We start from the raw sequence: 13,499 nt of genomic DNA, 5'->3' as shown, positions 1-13,499 counted from the left end.
CGCACATAATGGCCTCGTGGGCGTCGGATGTCCATGTCCACGCCCGGCGCACCGGAGAGGGGAGCCGCATGAGCGACCGGCACCACCACGAACACGCATCCGCGGACGACCGTCACCTTCACGAACACGCATCCGCGGACAACCGTCACCTTCACGAGCACGCCCCCACCCTCGACCGGCACGGCAAGCCCACCGACGGCCCTGGCCCCGACCACGACCACCGCCATGAGCACCGCCATGAGCACGGCCACCCTGAGCACGACCACGAGCACGGCCACGACCACGGCCCTGAGCCCGACCACGACCACCGCCACGACCACGGCCCTGGACCCGACCACGACCACGACCACGGCGACGGCCACGGCCACGGCCACGGCCACGGCCACGGCCATGAGCACGGCCACGCGCACTCCTCGTCCGCCGGTCTCCGCCACCGCCTCACGCACCTGCTCACGCCCCACTCTCACGAGACGGCCGACAAGCTCGACCCCGCGCTGGAGTCCTCGGCGCGGGGCATGCGGGCGCTCTGGGTCTCGCTGGCCGTGCTCGGCGCGACGGCGCTCGTGCAGGCGGTCGTGGTCGTCCTGTCCGGTTCCGTCGCGCTGCTCGGGGACACGGTGCACAACGCGGCGGACGCGCTGACCGCCGTACCGCTGGGCATCGCCTTCGTGCTCGGGCGTCGCGCGGCGAACCGCCGCTTCACCTACGGCTACGGGCGGGCCGAAGACCTCGCGGGGATCGCGATCGTGCTGACGATCACCGCGTCGGCCGTCTTCGCCGCCTGGACCGCGGTCGACCGGCTGCTGGATCCGCGCCCCGTCTCGCACCTTTCCGCGGTCGCGGTGGCCGCGCTGGCCGGGTTCGCCGGGAACGAGTGGGTGGCCCGGTACCGGATCCGGGTGGGCCGGGAGATCGGCTCGGCCGCGCTGGTGGCCGACGGGCTGCACGCCCGTACCGACGGATTCACCTCGCTGGCCGTGCTGCTGGGGGCCGGCGGCTCGGCGCTCGGCTGGCAACTCGCCGACCCGCTGGTGGGACTGGCGATCACGGCCGCGATCACGCTGGTGCTGCGGGACGCGGCGCGCGAGGTGTTCCGGCGGGTGATGGACGCCGTGGACCCGGAGTTGACGGACCGGGCCGAACGGGCGCTGCGCGAGGTGCCGGGGGTGCGTGCGGTGGGCGAGCTGCGGCTGCGGTGGATCGGGCACCGGCTGCGGGCCGAGGTGGCGGTCGTGGTCGACGGCGAGGCGACCGTACGGCAGGCCCACGGGATCGCCGTGGCGGCGGAACACGCGCTGCTGCACGCCGTGCCAAGACTGACGGCGGCCCTGGTGCACGCGGATCCGGCGCCGGCCCCGGGCCAGGCGGACCCGCATCTGGCGCTGGCGCACCACGCCCACGCCCACGCGCCGTCCTAGACGCCGAGCCCCTCCAGCACCACCGCGCCCGGCAGCTCGGCGAACGCCTTTCCGGGGACCAGGAGTTTGCCGCGCCGGCGGCCGCTGCCGACCAGGACGTAGGGCAGGTCGACCACGGCGGAGTCCACCAACAGCGGCCAGTCGCGCGGGAGTCCGATCGGGGTGATGCCGCCGTACTCCATGCCGGTCGCGCCGGTCGCGGTGTCCATCGAGGCGAAGGACGCCTTGCGGGCGCCGAGTTGGCGGCGCACCAGGCCGTTGACGTCGACCTTGGTCGTGGACAGCGCCAGACAGGCCGCCAGGGTGGTCTCGCCGCCGCGCCGTCCCGCCACCACCACGCAGTTGGCCGACCGCTCCAGCAGGTCCCGCCCGTAGTGCTCGACGAAGACCGCGGTGTCCGCCCACCGCGGGTCGGTCTCGACGTAGACGATCCGGTCGGCGGGTACGGCGCCGGTCCAGTGGCGTACGGCGTCGGCGACCGGCTCGATCAGCTCGTCGAGGCAGTCGGGGGCGGGGACGGCGGTGTCGAAGTCTCCGATGGGTGCGCGCATGTCCGCACGCTAACAGCCCGCACCGCGGGGCTCGGAGCTCACGGCACGGGCGGCACGGAGACCGTCATCACCATCACCATCGGCACGTCCCCGGTGTTGCCGTAGACGTGGGCCGTGCCGGCCTCGAAGGAAGCGCTGGCGCCCGTCGGCACGCGGTACTCGGTGCCGTCGACGGTGAGGGTCAGTTCACCGGCGGTGACATGGACGATCTCCACCGTGCCGGCGGGGTGGGGCTCCGACGAGCTGCTCTCCCCCGGCATCAGATGCCAGTCCCACATCTCCAGCGGGCCGGGCGCCTCGGTACCGGCGAGGAGCCGGTTGAAGCTGCCGGCCGCGGTGTGCCACAGCCGTACTGCCTTGTCGGCGGGGACGATCTGGACCTTCGGGCCCTGCTCGTAGTCGAGCAGGGTGGTGACGCTGATGCCGAGCGCGTCACCGATCTTGACGACCGTGCCGATGCTCGGATTGGTGCGGGCCTGCTCGATCTGGATCAGCATGCCTCGGCTGACCCCGGCCCGCGCCGCGAGCACGTCCAAAGTGAACCCGCGCACCGCCCGCCAGTGCTTGACGTTGCGGGCCAGGGACTGGGTCAGCAGGTCGAGGTCCGACACGTTCCGTCCATCCCATCCATCACGGAAAGCATTGTGGTCCAATATTTTGAATGACGAAGTTCATCTCGGTGAACTACGGTGGGATGCACCTGATCGTTCACCGAACTGTACTGCGAGGCGGGCCGTGACAGCATTCTTCGCCCTGACCACCAGTCTCCTGTGGGGACTGGCCGACTTCGGCGGCGGGCTGCTCACACGACGCGCCCCGGCGCTCACGGTGGTCGTCGTGTCGCAGGGCCTGGCGGCGGCGGTCCTGGGCGTGATCGTGGTCGCCACGGGCGGCTGGGGCGAGGCCGGACCGCGGCTGTGGTTCGCCGTCGCGGCGGGGCTGGTCGGACCGGTCGCGCTGTTCTCCTTCTACGAGGCCCTCGCCCTCGGCCCGATGGGGGTGGTCTCCCCGCTGGCCACGCTGAGCGTCGCCGTCCCGGTCGGGGTCGGGCTCGTCCTCGGTGAGCGGCCGGGGCTGCTCCAGGTCGCGGGCATCGCGGTCGCCGTCACCGGGGTCGTCCTGGCCGGCGGCCCGCAGCTGCGCGGCGCGCCCGTACAGCGCCGGACGATCCTGCTCACCCTGGTCTCGGCGGCCGGCTTCGGCACGGTGTTCGCGCTGATCACCGAGGCGTCCACCACGGTCACCGGCCTCTTCCTGGCCCTCTTCGTACAGCGGCTGACCAGCGTCGTGACGGGCGGCGCGGCCCTGTGGCTGTCCGCGCGCCGGGGCACGCCCGCGCTGCCGGAAGGCGGCTTCGCCTGGTCCACGCTCCCGGCGCTGGGCGCTGTCGGTCTCGCCGACGTCGCGGCCAACGGCACGTACTCGGTCGCCGCCCAGCACGGTCCGGTCACCGTCGCCGCGGTGCTCGCCTCGCTCTACCCGGTGGTCACCGCGCTCGCGGCCCGCGGCTTCCTCAGCGAACGGCTGCGCGCGGTCCAGGCGGCGGGCGCCGGGCTGGCGCTGGTGGGGACGCTGCTGCTGGCCACCGGCTGAGCCGGCGGCCGGCGGCTCGGCCGAAGGCCGCTCAGCTCTCGGCCTCCAGTGCGGCGAGCCGCGCCACGTCCTCCTCGTCCAGTTCCGCCAGCGCGCGCAACTGCTCCGGCGTGGTGCCCTCGGGGATCGGCACCGGCGGGGGCGTGCGCAGCGGCGGCTGCCAGCCGGTCTCGGGCGTCCAGCGGCGTACGACCCGGGCAGGCGCGCCGGCCACCACGGCATGGTCGGGCACCGTGCCCCGGACCACCGCGCCGGCGGCCACCACCACGTTCCGGCCGATCCGCGCGCCCGGCAGGATCACCGCGCCGGTGCCGATCCAGCAGCCGGGGCCTATCTCCACGGGCTCCATGCGGGGCCACTGCCTGCCGATGGGCTCGTGCGGGTCGTCGTAGGAGTGGTTGGTGGAGGTGACGTAGACGTACGGGCCGAAGTAGCAGTCGCTGCCGATGGTGACCGTCGTGTCGGCGATGACGTGGCTGCCGCGGCCGAGGACCACGCCGTCGCCGATGCGCAGGATCGGGTCGGGGCCGAGGTCGAGGTCGGGCATCAGGCCCGCGGTGAGGGTGACCTGTTCGCCGACGATGCAGTGCGAGCCGAGGTGGATCCACGGTTCGCCGAAGACCGTGCCGAGCGGGAAGGCGAGGCGGGTGGCTTCGCCGAGGGCGCCGAAGCGGAAGCGGCCGGGGTGGTCGGCCGTGACGGATCCCGTGCGCTGCACCCAGGCCCAGGCCGCGTGCACTGCGCGTTGGGCGAGGCGGCGACGCCAGGACGAGAACGTGTTCTTGGGCTTCGGCACGCAGTCACGCTACTCAGCGGGCGCCGACTGGAAGAGAGCGGGCCGCTGTGATCTGCGCCCCAACCGGTGGCGTAGGTTTCCGGGGAATCGATGACGACGGGAGACGGTGATGACTCACAAGGCGCTGGTCGTGGGGATCGGGGGGCGCGAGCCGAAGGTCGGGGCCGACGTGTTCGTGGCGCCGACGGCCTCGGTGATCGGGGACGTGACGCTGAGGGCCGGGGCGAGTGTCTGGTACGGCGCGGTGGTGCGGGGGGATGTGGAGCGGATCGTCGTGGGGGCGCAGGCGAACGTCCAGGACAATGTGACGTTGCACGCGGATCCGGGGTTTCCGGTGAGTGTCGGGGAGCGGGTGTCCATCGGGCACAACGCGGTGGTGCACGGGGCGACCGTGGAGGACGACTGTCTGATCGGGATGGGGGCGACCGTGCTGAACGGGGCCGTGATCGGGGCGGGGTCGCTGGTGGCCGCGCAGGCGTTGGTGCCGCAGGGGATGGTGGTGCCGCCGGGGTCGTTGGTGGCGGGGGTGCCCGCGAAGGTGCGGCGCGAGCTCAGCCAGGAGGAGCGGGAAGGGGTGACCCTGAACGGGACCTTGTACGCAGAGTTGGCCAAGGCGCATCGCGGGGTGCATGAGTAGGCGGACTGGCGGGTGCGGGTGCGGGTGCGTGGGGGCTTGTCACGCCCACGCGGCGGAGCCGCACACCTATACGGCCCCGCGCCCCCCAAAAAGCATTCAGTCGCCGGCACCGACAGGCTCGGGCTCCTTCGGCTGCGCCTGCTTCGCCTTGCGGCGCACGATCAGCATCGAGGCCAGGCCGAAGAGGACCGCCGCCGCCAGGCCCACGTACGAGAACCTCTTCAGCCAGTCCTCCGCCACGATGCCGACGTAGTAGACGACCGCGGTGGTGCCGCCTGCCCAGCAGATGCCGCCCAGGAGGTTGGCGATCAGGAACTTCCAGTACGGCATGTGCAGGACGCCGGCCAGCGGGCCCGCGAAGATGCGCAGGAGGGCGATGAAGCGGCCGACGAAGACCGCCCACATGCCCCATTTCTCGAAGGAGCGCTCGGCGGTGGCGACGTGCCCCTCGCTGAAGTGTCTGGGGAACTTCCCGCCCAGCCAGGCGAGCAGCGGGCGGCCGCCCTTGCGGCCGATCGCGTAGCCGATGGAGTCGCCGATCACCGCGCCGGCCGTCGCGCAGGCGCCGAGGACGAACGGGTTGACGCCCGAGTGCTGGGAGGAGAGCAGCGCGGCGGAGACCAGGACGATCTCGCCCGGCAGCGGGATCCCCAGGCTCTCCACTCCGATGACCAGCGCCACCACGGCGTAGACGGCGACCGCCGGCACCGAGTCGAGCCATTCCTGGACGTGCACCGCTGGAACCTCCCCTGTCGCGTGCTCCTTCCCCAGGAAGGCTACCGGGTCGGCCGGGTAGCGCATCGTCCGTGGCACCGGCCCGCCCCCCTGCCTTAGGTTTTCGGACATCCAGGTGTCATTCGGGACGGGAAGGCTCCCGGGCGGCCCCGCTCGCCCGCGGCTCCCCACCGCGGGCCCCTTGTGGAAGGACAACGTCCCCGTGTCCTCACTGCCCTCACTGTCGTCACCGTCGTCACCGTCGTCACTGTCCTCGCTCCGCTCCGGCTCACCCGTGCGCCCGCTGCCGACGCCCTCGCGGGCGGGCCGGCGGCTCCGGCTCGCCCTGTGCCTGTCCCCGCTGCTCGTCGCCGCGGTCTGGGGGCTGGCCAACCAGTCACTGCTGTACGAGGGCGTCACTCGGCTCGCCCGCGCCGAACCGGGGTGGCTGCTGGCCGGCGGCGCCTGCACCTGCCTGACCTGGGTGGCGGCCTCCTGCATGCGGCAGGGCGCCGTGCCCGACCGGCTGCCGCCGGGGCTGCTGCTGGCCTCGCAGTTCGCCGCCGGGGCCGCCAACCACGCGCTGCCCGCCGGGCTCGGCGCGCACGCCGTCACCGTGCGTTTCCTGCGCACCCGGGGTGTCCCCCTGGAGCGGGCCACCGCCTCGATCGCGCTGTACTCGGTGGCCAAGTCGGGTGCCAAGACGGTCCTGCTGATCGGGTTCCTGCTGTCCTCGTCCGCGTGGCGGCGGCTGGGCGAGCTGCTGCCGGACGGCGTCGTCCTGATCCCGGTCGCCGCCGCCCTCGCCCTGGCGGGCGTGGCGACGGCCGTCGTACGACCGCTGCGGCGGCCGGTGACGGGGCTGGTGCGCTGTGCGCTCACCGATGCCCGGACGGTGCACGCGCGGCCCTCCCGGGTGCTGGCCCTGTGGGGCGGGGCCACCGCGATGCCGCTGGTGCAGGCGAGTGTGCTGGCCTGCGCCGGGGAGGCGCTCGGGCTCGGGCTGTCGTGGGCGGACGTGACCCTCGCCTATCTGGCGGCGGGCACTGCCGGGGGTGCCGTGCCGGTGCCCGGCGGGGTCGCGGTGGACGCGGCGCTGGTGTTCACGCTGGCCGCGTTCGGCGCCCCGCTGGCGGTGGCCACCGCGACCGTGATCGGCTACCGCGTCCTGACCGACTGGGTGCCGCTGCTGCCGGGCGCCCTGGTGCTGTCGGCGATGTTCCGCGCGAAGGCGCTGTGAGGCGTCCCCGGAGTCCTCAGTCGCGTCGGGCGACCACGCGGTAGGCGTTGGCGAGGCGCAGGCGCTGCGAGAGCGGCCGTACGGCGAAGCGGTCCAGGAGGGTGCCGGCGATCAGGGCCGGGATGCCCGCGAGGAGCAGGGCGGCGCGGAGCGCCTTCTGGAGGGCGCCCGGCGGGTGGGGAAGCCAGGGGGCGTCCTCGTGCGGGGCGGTGTGGTCCAGGGCGAGCCAGACGGCGGCCAGCAGGTCGACGGGGTCATGGGCCTCCGCGTGCTCTTCGGCGACGACCGTGAAGCCCAGCCCGGTGAGCCGTTCGCGCAGGTTGGCGACCGGGATGAAGTGCAGGTGCTGCGGCTGCAACCAGGGCAGCCACCAGCGGCCGAGGAGCCGGGCGTAGCGGCTTTCGGGGTCGGGGACCTCGATGAGGAGGTGGCCGCCGGGGCGTACCGTCTCGTGGGCGGCGCGCAGTTCGCGGTCGGGGTCGGTGCTGTGCTCCAGGTAGTGGAACATGCTGACGACGTCGTAGCGGGCGGTGAGTTCGGGGGCCAGGTCCGGGAAGGCGCCCCGGTAGGCGCGTTCCACCCGGCCCTCGCGGGCGGCGAGTTCGACGCCGTCGGTGAAGTCGAGGCCGTCGAAGGCGGTGCCGGGCAGCACCTCGCGGGCCGCCTCGCAGAAGTGGCCGTGGCCGGTGCCGACGTCCAGCCAGTTCTTGGGGGTGGGGTCGTGCGGGACCATGGACCGGGCGCGGCCCTGGTACATCTTGGTCCGGCCGCCGAAGGTGCCGCTCATCTTCTGCTCGCCGAGGCCGTCGTAGAAGTCGCGGTAGTAGAACTCCAGGCCGGTGTCGTTGAGGCGCGGGTTCTGGAAGGTGTGTCCGCAGTCGTCGCAGCGGTCGAGGACGAAGGCGCCGGGCTTGTGCTGGAGCAGGTCGGTGGTGCGCAGCCGGGTGCTCAGCCGGTCGGAGTCGCACCAGGGGCAGGTGGTGCGCGGGGGTTCGAAGAAGCGGTCGGTGCCTTCGGCGAGGTCCCGCCGGTAGGCGGAGCGCAACGCCTCGATCTCACTCTGCTTGCTCATCGGCTCTCCTTGCGTGCGGGTCGGCTGCGAGGCGTTCCAGGTGGGTCGCGGCGGCCGGCGCGCCGCCCGCAGCGCGGAACGCGGTGCGGATCCTGGCCGCCGCGGTGCGCGGGCCGGGTTCGTACAGGACGGTGTCGAGGGCGTCGCCCAGCCGGGGGGCGGTGACCCGGCCGAACCTGACGCGGACGCCCGCCCCGGCGTCGACGACCTGCCCGGCGATCACCGGCTGGTCGTCGCGGATGGGAGCGACGACCAGCGGGACGCCGTGCCACAGGGCCTCGCACACGGTGTTGTGCCCGGCGTGGCAGACGACCGCGTCGACCCTTTCCAGGAGCGGGAGTTGGGGCAGCGAGGGCAGGATCAGGAGGTCCTTGTCGTCGGTCGCGGGGGGCAGCGTGGCGCCGGGGTCGGCCACCAGCGCCTGTACCCGGTGGGCCCGTTCGCGTACGGCGGCCACGCACTCGGCGAGGAACCGCCCGCCCACGTCCGCGTTGGCGGTGCCGAGGGAGACGAGGACCCGCTCCCGGCTCGGGTCCAGCCACTCCCAGGGGAAGCCGTCGGCGACCGGCCGCTCGGAGATCGACGGGCCCACGTAGCGGATCGCCGGCCGGTCGGTGGGGCCCGCCAGTTCGGGTGTGGTGAAGGCGAGGGTGAGCTGTGGCGAGAAGCGCGGGTCGGCGGTGCCCGCCGGGTCGCCGATGCGGTCCCGCAGCTCCGCCAGCCGGTCCCGGAGCCACTCGGCGACCTTGGGGATGCCGTCGTAGGCACCCCCGAACTCGGCCGAGGTGGTGGCGGAGGTCGCCCAGGGCAGGCCGAGCCGCTCGGCCACCAGGGCCCCGGCGAAGGCCTGTTGGTCGGCGACCACGACGTCGGGGCGGAAGTCGTCGACGGCCGCCCGCACACCGGGCGCCATGGCGTCCGCCAGGGGCACCAGGAACCACTCCCAGAGGAACTTCAGCGCCTCCGCGCCGCGCAGGTCCGCGGGCCGCTGCCCCTCCGGTGTCCCGGCGCACCGGAACACCCGTGCCTGCGGTCCCGCCAGCCGGCGCACCAGCTCGGCGTCCGCGCAGACCCAGGCCACCCGGTGCCCGCGCGCGGCGAGTCGGGCCGCGACGCCGACGGCCGGGTTGATGTGCCCGACCAGGGGCGGCACGACGAACAGGAAGCCGCTCACCGGACCCCGGCCGCCCGCGCCCCGCTGACCGAGTGGATCAGCTCCAGGATGTGTCCGCCGACCGTGCCGGCCGCCTCGACCAGCACGGAGTGCTCGTGGCCCGGCAGCACCACCGACCGGTAGTCCGCCAGCAGGGTCTCCTTGAGCGGGACCACCTCGACCAGGTCGGAGTCACCGCCGTACACCCCGAGGACCGGGCAGCGTACGGCGCTGATCTGGTCCTCGGTCAGGACCCTGCTGGCCGGGATGTCCCGGCCGAGGCTGGTCTCGCGGGCGAGCCGGGCCGCGCCCCTGGCCAGCCGGGCGGTGTTGTGGCTGCGATGGGCGGTGATCCAGGCGATCGCCTCCGGCTCGTTGTGGGCGAGTTCGGTGACCACCCGGTGCAGGATGCCGCCGAGTTTCGCGGCCCAGGCGGCGGTCGCCGGCTCCGACTCGATCAGGGTCAGGCTGGCGGTGCGCTCCGGGTGGCGGGCCGCGTAGCCGAAGGCGATGGTGCCGCCGTAGGAGTTGCCGACGAGGTGGACCGGGCCGGTGATCGCCAGCCGGTCGAGCAGGGCCTCCAGGTCGTCGATGTTGTGGTCGAGGGTGTAGCCGCCGGCCGGACGGCCGCTGCGGCCGTGACCGCGCAGGTCGTACATGACCACGTCGAGCCCGGAGGCGGCGAACGCGGGTGCCACGGTGAAGTAGTAGCTGGCCAGGCTGTCGGTGAGCAGCCCGTGCACCAGGACCACGGTGGCGAGGGGGGTACGGCCCTCCCCCGGGCCCATTCGCTGGACGTGCAGCCGGATGTCCCCGGTGTCGACGATCGCCATGGCTCAGCCCGCCTCCGTGGCCTTCAGGCTCCACACCACGTACTCCACGAGCCGTCCGACGGTGAGCTCGATGATCTCGTCGAACTCCATCCCGGCCAGGAACTCGGCGAAGTTGACCCGCTTGCCGTACCGCTCCTCCAGGAGCCCGGCCAGGGTGACCAGGTCGATGCTCTCCAGCTCCAGGTCGCGGTTGAAGGTGGTGCTCATGCCGATCTCGGCGTCGTCGTCGCCGTACTCCTCCAGGAGGGTGCGGAGCATCCGCGCCAGGTCGGCGAGGACCGCCTCCTCGTCGGCGCGGACTTCGGGCTCGGTGGGGTTCATCGCGGGTCCTCCTCGGGGTCTGCGGCTGCCGGTCCGGTCGTCCAGGCCACGACGTAGTCGCGGTCCGGCAGTGCGGGGGGATTGCGGACCGGCGCGCAGTGCACCGGGTAGGCGCGTTCCAGCCGGCCCGAGACCAGCAGCCGGCTGCCGTCCGGGGCCGCCTCCAGGACGGTGAAGTCCCGTGGCCGGCCGTCGAATCCGGTGCCCTCGGCCTTGGCGACGGCTTCCTTGGCGGCCCAGAACCGGGTGAACCAGAGGGCCGTGGAGCCGCCCGCGTCGGCTGCGGACAGGGTGTGCAACAGCCGGAGTTCGTCCGCGCCGAGCGCGGCTCGCACCGCGGCCGGGTCGCGTTCGGCGACCTCTTCGAGGTCGATGCCCGGCCCGGGTCCGGGGGTGTGCGGGCGTACGATCGCCACCGCCGCCTCGGCCCGGTGGGCGAGGGAGACGTCCAGCGCGGGCAGCGTGCGGCCGTGCACGCCGACCACGTAGGGACGGCCCAACCCGTCGTTCGCGACCCGGAGTTCGGCCGGGAAGACCGGCCCCTCGCCGTGCTGCCAGAGCCACTGCCGTACCGCGTCCTTGGCCGCGATCCGGCCCAGCAGCCACTGCCGGCGGCCGCGCGGCGGGCGCTCAGCGTACTCCGAACGCTCCGCTCCGCCCAGGGAGTTGCGCATGATCAGCTCGCGGGAGGCCAGGTCCGGCCAGCGTTCGTGGAGCAGTGCCCAGCCGCCGGGCTGCGTCTGGGAGAGGGTGTTGCGTTCCGGGAAGCGCTCGACGGGCCGGGTGTGCGGGTCGTTGTCGAAGCGACGGTCCTGCCAGCCGTCGATCAGGGCCCACACCCGGCCGCCGACGGTGAGCTCCACGTCCGCCTCGAGGACGGTGTCGGTGAGTGAGGTGATCCGCACCAGGCAGCCGACCTCGGTGCCGGGGGCGGGATGCGGGCCGTAAAAGCGCGTCCGGCGCATCTGCACCGGGAAGACGACGGTCCGCTCGGTACGGGTCGCCATGATCCAGTAGCCGAGGATCTGGCCGACGTTGTCGAGCAGCGCGCCCGGGGCGGCGGGCGCGGTGATCACCCCGCGCACGTGCCGGTCGCCGATCGCGGTGAGCTCGGTGACGCCCTGGAACGCCGGGCCGTGGAACATCCAGCGCTCGGCGTACAGCTCGGCCGCGGTGTGGTCGGGGGTCCGCTCGTGGGCCGGGGGGCGGGTGGGGCCGGCGGGCGGCCGGGAGTGCTCCGGGGCGACTTCGACGACCGCGCGGGCGGTGGGGCCGAAGGTGACCGAGACCCGTCCGGGCCCGTCGGGGGTGACGGTGACCGGGACGTCGACGGGAGGCGTGGCGGTGAGCCAGCGGTCGAAGCGGGCTCCGTGCACGGCCACCGCGCGCAGCCCGGTGGCGTCCTCGGCCGCGTCCATCATGTGCTGGACGATCGTGGTGGCGGGCACCACCGGCCAGCGGTCCTCGGTGTCGGGCCAGCCGGGGCGTTGCGGGAAGAAGCAGTGGTCGAGGAGGTGGGGCATCGCCTCGGGGGACACCCGGAGGGTGGTGGTGCGCGGGGTGGGCGGCGGCGCTGCCGTGGGGGCGGGGCCGCGGTCCGCGGTGAGCCGGGGTGCGGTCGGACGAGGGGCCGCGTAGCGGGGCTGGGCACGGGCGGTGGTGGGGGCCGCCGTGGTGCCGGACGGGGTGCGGATCGCGGTGAGCACGGCCGCTGCCGTGTCGGCCGTCTCCCGCAGCAGCGCGTCGAGTTCGGCGGCGGCCGGGATGCGGGCGGCGAGGTCGTCCAGCGGGGACGGTCCGGCGGATGTCCGGCCGCTGCCCAGCGCCGTGCGGAGTCCGGCCAGTTCCGGGCCGTCCAGGGAGACCAGCGCGCCGCCCAGGTCGAGCCGGACGGGCGGCCGCTGCCGTGGGGACGTGGCCGGGGTGCTCGTCCCCGGGACCGCCGGTGCGACGGTGGCGCCGGCGGTCCACAACGCGGTGGCCACGCGCCGGAGCTGGGCAAGGCCGGAGCGGTGCGGGGAGTTGGCGGCGACGGCGAGGTGGTCGCGGTCGCCGAGGGTGTCGCCGATCAGGGAGGCGAGCTGGCCGGGGCCCGTCTGGACGAAGACGCGGTGCCCTGCGGCGTACAGGCCCTCGACCAGTTGCCGGAACCGGACCGGCTCCAGCAGATGCCGGACGAACAGCTCGCGTACCTCCGTGTCGGCCGCCGGGAAGGGGGCCGCGGTGGTGCCGGACCAGACCGGGACCGCCGGCCGGTGCAGCCGGAAGCGCTCGGCGGCCTCCCTGATGGGGGTCAGGTACGGCTCCAGCATCGGGGTGTGGAAACCGGACCGGAACGGCAGCACCTGGCAGAGCACCCCGTCGGCCCGGAAGGCCCGGACGAAGTCCGCCACGGCCCGGTCCGGGCCGCAGATCATCGACTGGTTCGGCGCGTTGTCGTGGGAGAGGACGATCCCGGCGTCCGTCCAGTCCTCGTCGAGTGCGGCGAGGACCCGGTCGGCGGGGGCGCCGACCGCGGCGAAGGCAAGGCCCGGCACGGTGACCGCGTCGGGGTCGAACTCGGCCATGAACGCGTCGACCTGGTCACCCGAGTAGAGCCCGGCGGCCACCATCGCCGTCCACTCGCCGACGCTGTGCCCGGCGACCGCGTCCGGCACCACGCCCATCCGGCGCAGCGCCGAGTCGAGCAGCCGCCCCACGCCGACGACACCGAACCCATGGCGGCCCACGTCCCCGACCCGCACGGCGTCCGGGGCGGGGCCGGTGACGGCGGGGAGGCCGAAGTGCGCGGCGATGTCGTCGACGCGGGGAGTGAACTCGCCTTCCAGACCGGGGAAGACGAAGGCCAGCTTGCCGGTGCTCAGCAGTGCGGCGGGCCGGAACCACACGTCGTTGCGACCCTGCCAGGCACGGCCCCTGCCGACCGCGCGCCGGGCGAGGGCCAGCCGTTTGGCGGTGGGGTCGACGATGCCCAGCCGGACCGGGCCGGCCTGCGGGTGGGTCCCCTCGGGGTCGAGACCGGCGGCGAGGACCGCGGAGTCGTCGGCGGCGAGGACGGCGGTGAGCCGCTCGGGAGTGTCGGCGGCGAGCAGGAGGATGCGCTCGGGTTCGGTGACCTCCGCGCGGCGGGGGGCGGCGGCTTCCGCGCCGCGGGCGCCGATGACTCCCGCG

At 74.1% G+C, this 13,499-nt stretch carries 13 protein-coding genes; 4 read left to right on the top strand and 9 right to left on the bottom strand.

The genetic code is table 11. The features are described from left to right. Positions 1-68: 68 nt before the first annotated feature. Entirely contained in the window at positions 69-1,418 is a 1,350-nt protein-coding gene (locus tag AB0P24_RS42410; RefSeq protein WP_365803838.1) for a cation diffusion facilitator family transporter, read from the top strand. On the opposite strand, the gene AB0P24_RS42405 is transcribed toward AB0P24_RS42410, so the two are convergent. Beyond that, positions 1,415-1,969, bottom strand: a complete 555-nt coding sequence (locus AB0P24_RS42405; RefSeq protein ID WP_365803836.1) for a YbaK/EbsC family protein — start codon at positions 1,967-1,969, stop codon at positions 1,415-1,417. The genes AB0P24_RS42410 and AB0P24_RS42405 overlap by 4 nt on opposite strands. A 38-nt stretch (positions 1,970-2,007) precedes the next feature. Beyond that, on the bottom strand, positions 2,008-2,580 hold the full coding sequence (locus AB0P24_RS42400) for an XRE family transcriptional regulator (protein ID WP_365803834.1): 573 nt from the start codon (positions 2,578-2,580) through the stop codon (positions 2,008-2,010). A gap of 124 nt (positions 2,581-2,704) precedes the next feature. On the opposite strand from AB0P24_RS42400, the gene AB0P24_RS42395 reads away from it, so the two are divergent. Continuing rightward, positions 2,705-3,562, top strand: coding sequence for a DMT family transporter (locus AB0P24_RS42395; RefSeq protein WP_365803832.1), 858 nt, complete (start codon positions 2,705-2,707; stop codon positions 3,560-3,562). A gap of 31 nt (positions 3,563-3,593) precedes the next feature. On the opposite strand, the gene AB0P24_RS42390 is transcribed toward AB0P24_RS42395, so the two are convergent. Then, positions 3,594-4,358, bottom strand: coding sequence for an acyltransferase (locus AB0P24_RS42390; RefSeq protein ID WP_365803830.1), 765 nt, complete (start codon positions 4,356-4,358; stop codon positions 3,594-3,596). Between the two features lie 109 nt (positions 4,359-4,467). Here AB0P24_RS42390 and AB0P24_RS42385 point away from each other — a divergent pair, with 109 nt between their 5' ends. Further along, on the top strand, positions 4,468-4,995 hold the full coding sequence (locus tag AB0P24_RS42385) for a gamma carbonic anhydrase family protein (RefSeq protein WP_365803828.1): 528 nt from the start codon (positions 4,468-4,470) through the stop codon (positions 4,993-4,995). Between the two features lie 96 nt (positions 4,996-5,091). Here AB0P24_RS42385 and AB0P24_RS42380 read toward each other — a convergent pair whose 3' ends face one another. Beyond that, the gene (locus AB0P24_RS42380; RefSeq protein WP_365803825.1) at positions 5,092-5,730 is read right to left on the bottom strand and encodes a DedA family protein; all 639 of its coding nucleotides are present in this window, start codon (positions 5,728-5,730) and stop codon (positions 5,092-5,094) included. A 202-nt stretch (positions 5,731-5,932) separates the two neighbouring features. On the opposite strand from AB0P24_RS42380, the gene AB0P24_RS42375 reads away from it, so the two are divergent. Then, positions 5,933-6,949 carry a YbhN family protein gene (locus AB0P24_RS42375; protein WP_365803823.1) on the top strand — a complete coding sequence of 339 codons (1,017 nt, stop codon included), beginning with the start codon at positions 5,933-5,935 and terminating at the stop codon, positions 6,947-6,949. Between the two features lie 16 nt (positions 6,950-6,965). Here the strand turns inward: AB0P24_RS42375 and AB0P24_RS42370 are convergent, their stop codons facing one another. From AB0P24_RS42370 to AB0P24_RS42350, 5 genes are all read right to left on the bottom strand, one after another. Further along, a complete protein-coding gene (locus AB0P24_RS42370; protein ID WP_365803821.1) occupies positions 6,966-8,021 on the bottom strand; it encodes a class I SAM-dependent methyltransferase in 1,056 nt (351 codons plus the stop codon). Further along, the gene (locus AB0P24_RS42365; RefSeq protein WP_365803819.1) at positions 8,005-9,195 is read right to left on the bottom strand and encodes a glycosyltransferase; all 1,191 of its coding nucleotides are present in this window, start codon (positions 9,193-9,195) and stop codon (positions 8,005-8,007) included. The genes AB0P24_RS42370 and AB0P24_RS42365 overlap by 17 nt, the downstream gene beginning before the upstream one ends. Continuing rightward, positions 9,192-10,007, bottom strand: coding sequence for an alpha/beta hydrolase (locus AB0P24_RS42360; protein ID WP_365803817.1), 816 nt, complete (start codon positions 10,005-10,007; stop codon positions 9,192-9,194). Before AB0P24_RS42360 ends, AB0P24_RS42365 begins: the two co-directional genes overlap by 4 nt. Positions 10,008-10,010: 3 nt before the next feature. Beyond that, complete coding sequence (locus tag AB0P24_RS42355; RefSeq protein WP_181809046.1) at positions 10,011-10,328, bottom strand: acyl carrier protein; 318 nt, start codon at positions 10,326-10,328, stop codon at positions 10,011-10,013. Continuing rightward, positions 10,325-13,499: acyltransferase domain-containing protein (locus AB0P24_RS42350; RefSeq protein WP_365803815.1), on the bottom strand; the 3,175-nt coding region annotated here is incomplete at its 5' end. The genes AB0P24_RS42355 and AB0P24_RS42350, both read right to left, overlap by 4 nt.

It is taken from the genome of Streptomyces sp. NPDC086519 (assembly GCF_040686075.1).
GTDB lineage: Bacteria > Actinomycetota > Actinomycetes > Streptomycetales > Streptomycetaceae > Streptomyces > Streptomyces shenzhenensis.
Note: the sequence above shows the minus strand (reverse complement) of the source record. Positions and strands in the feature narration are given on the sequence as shown.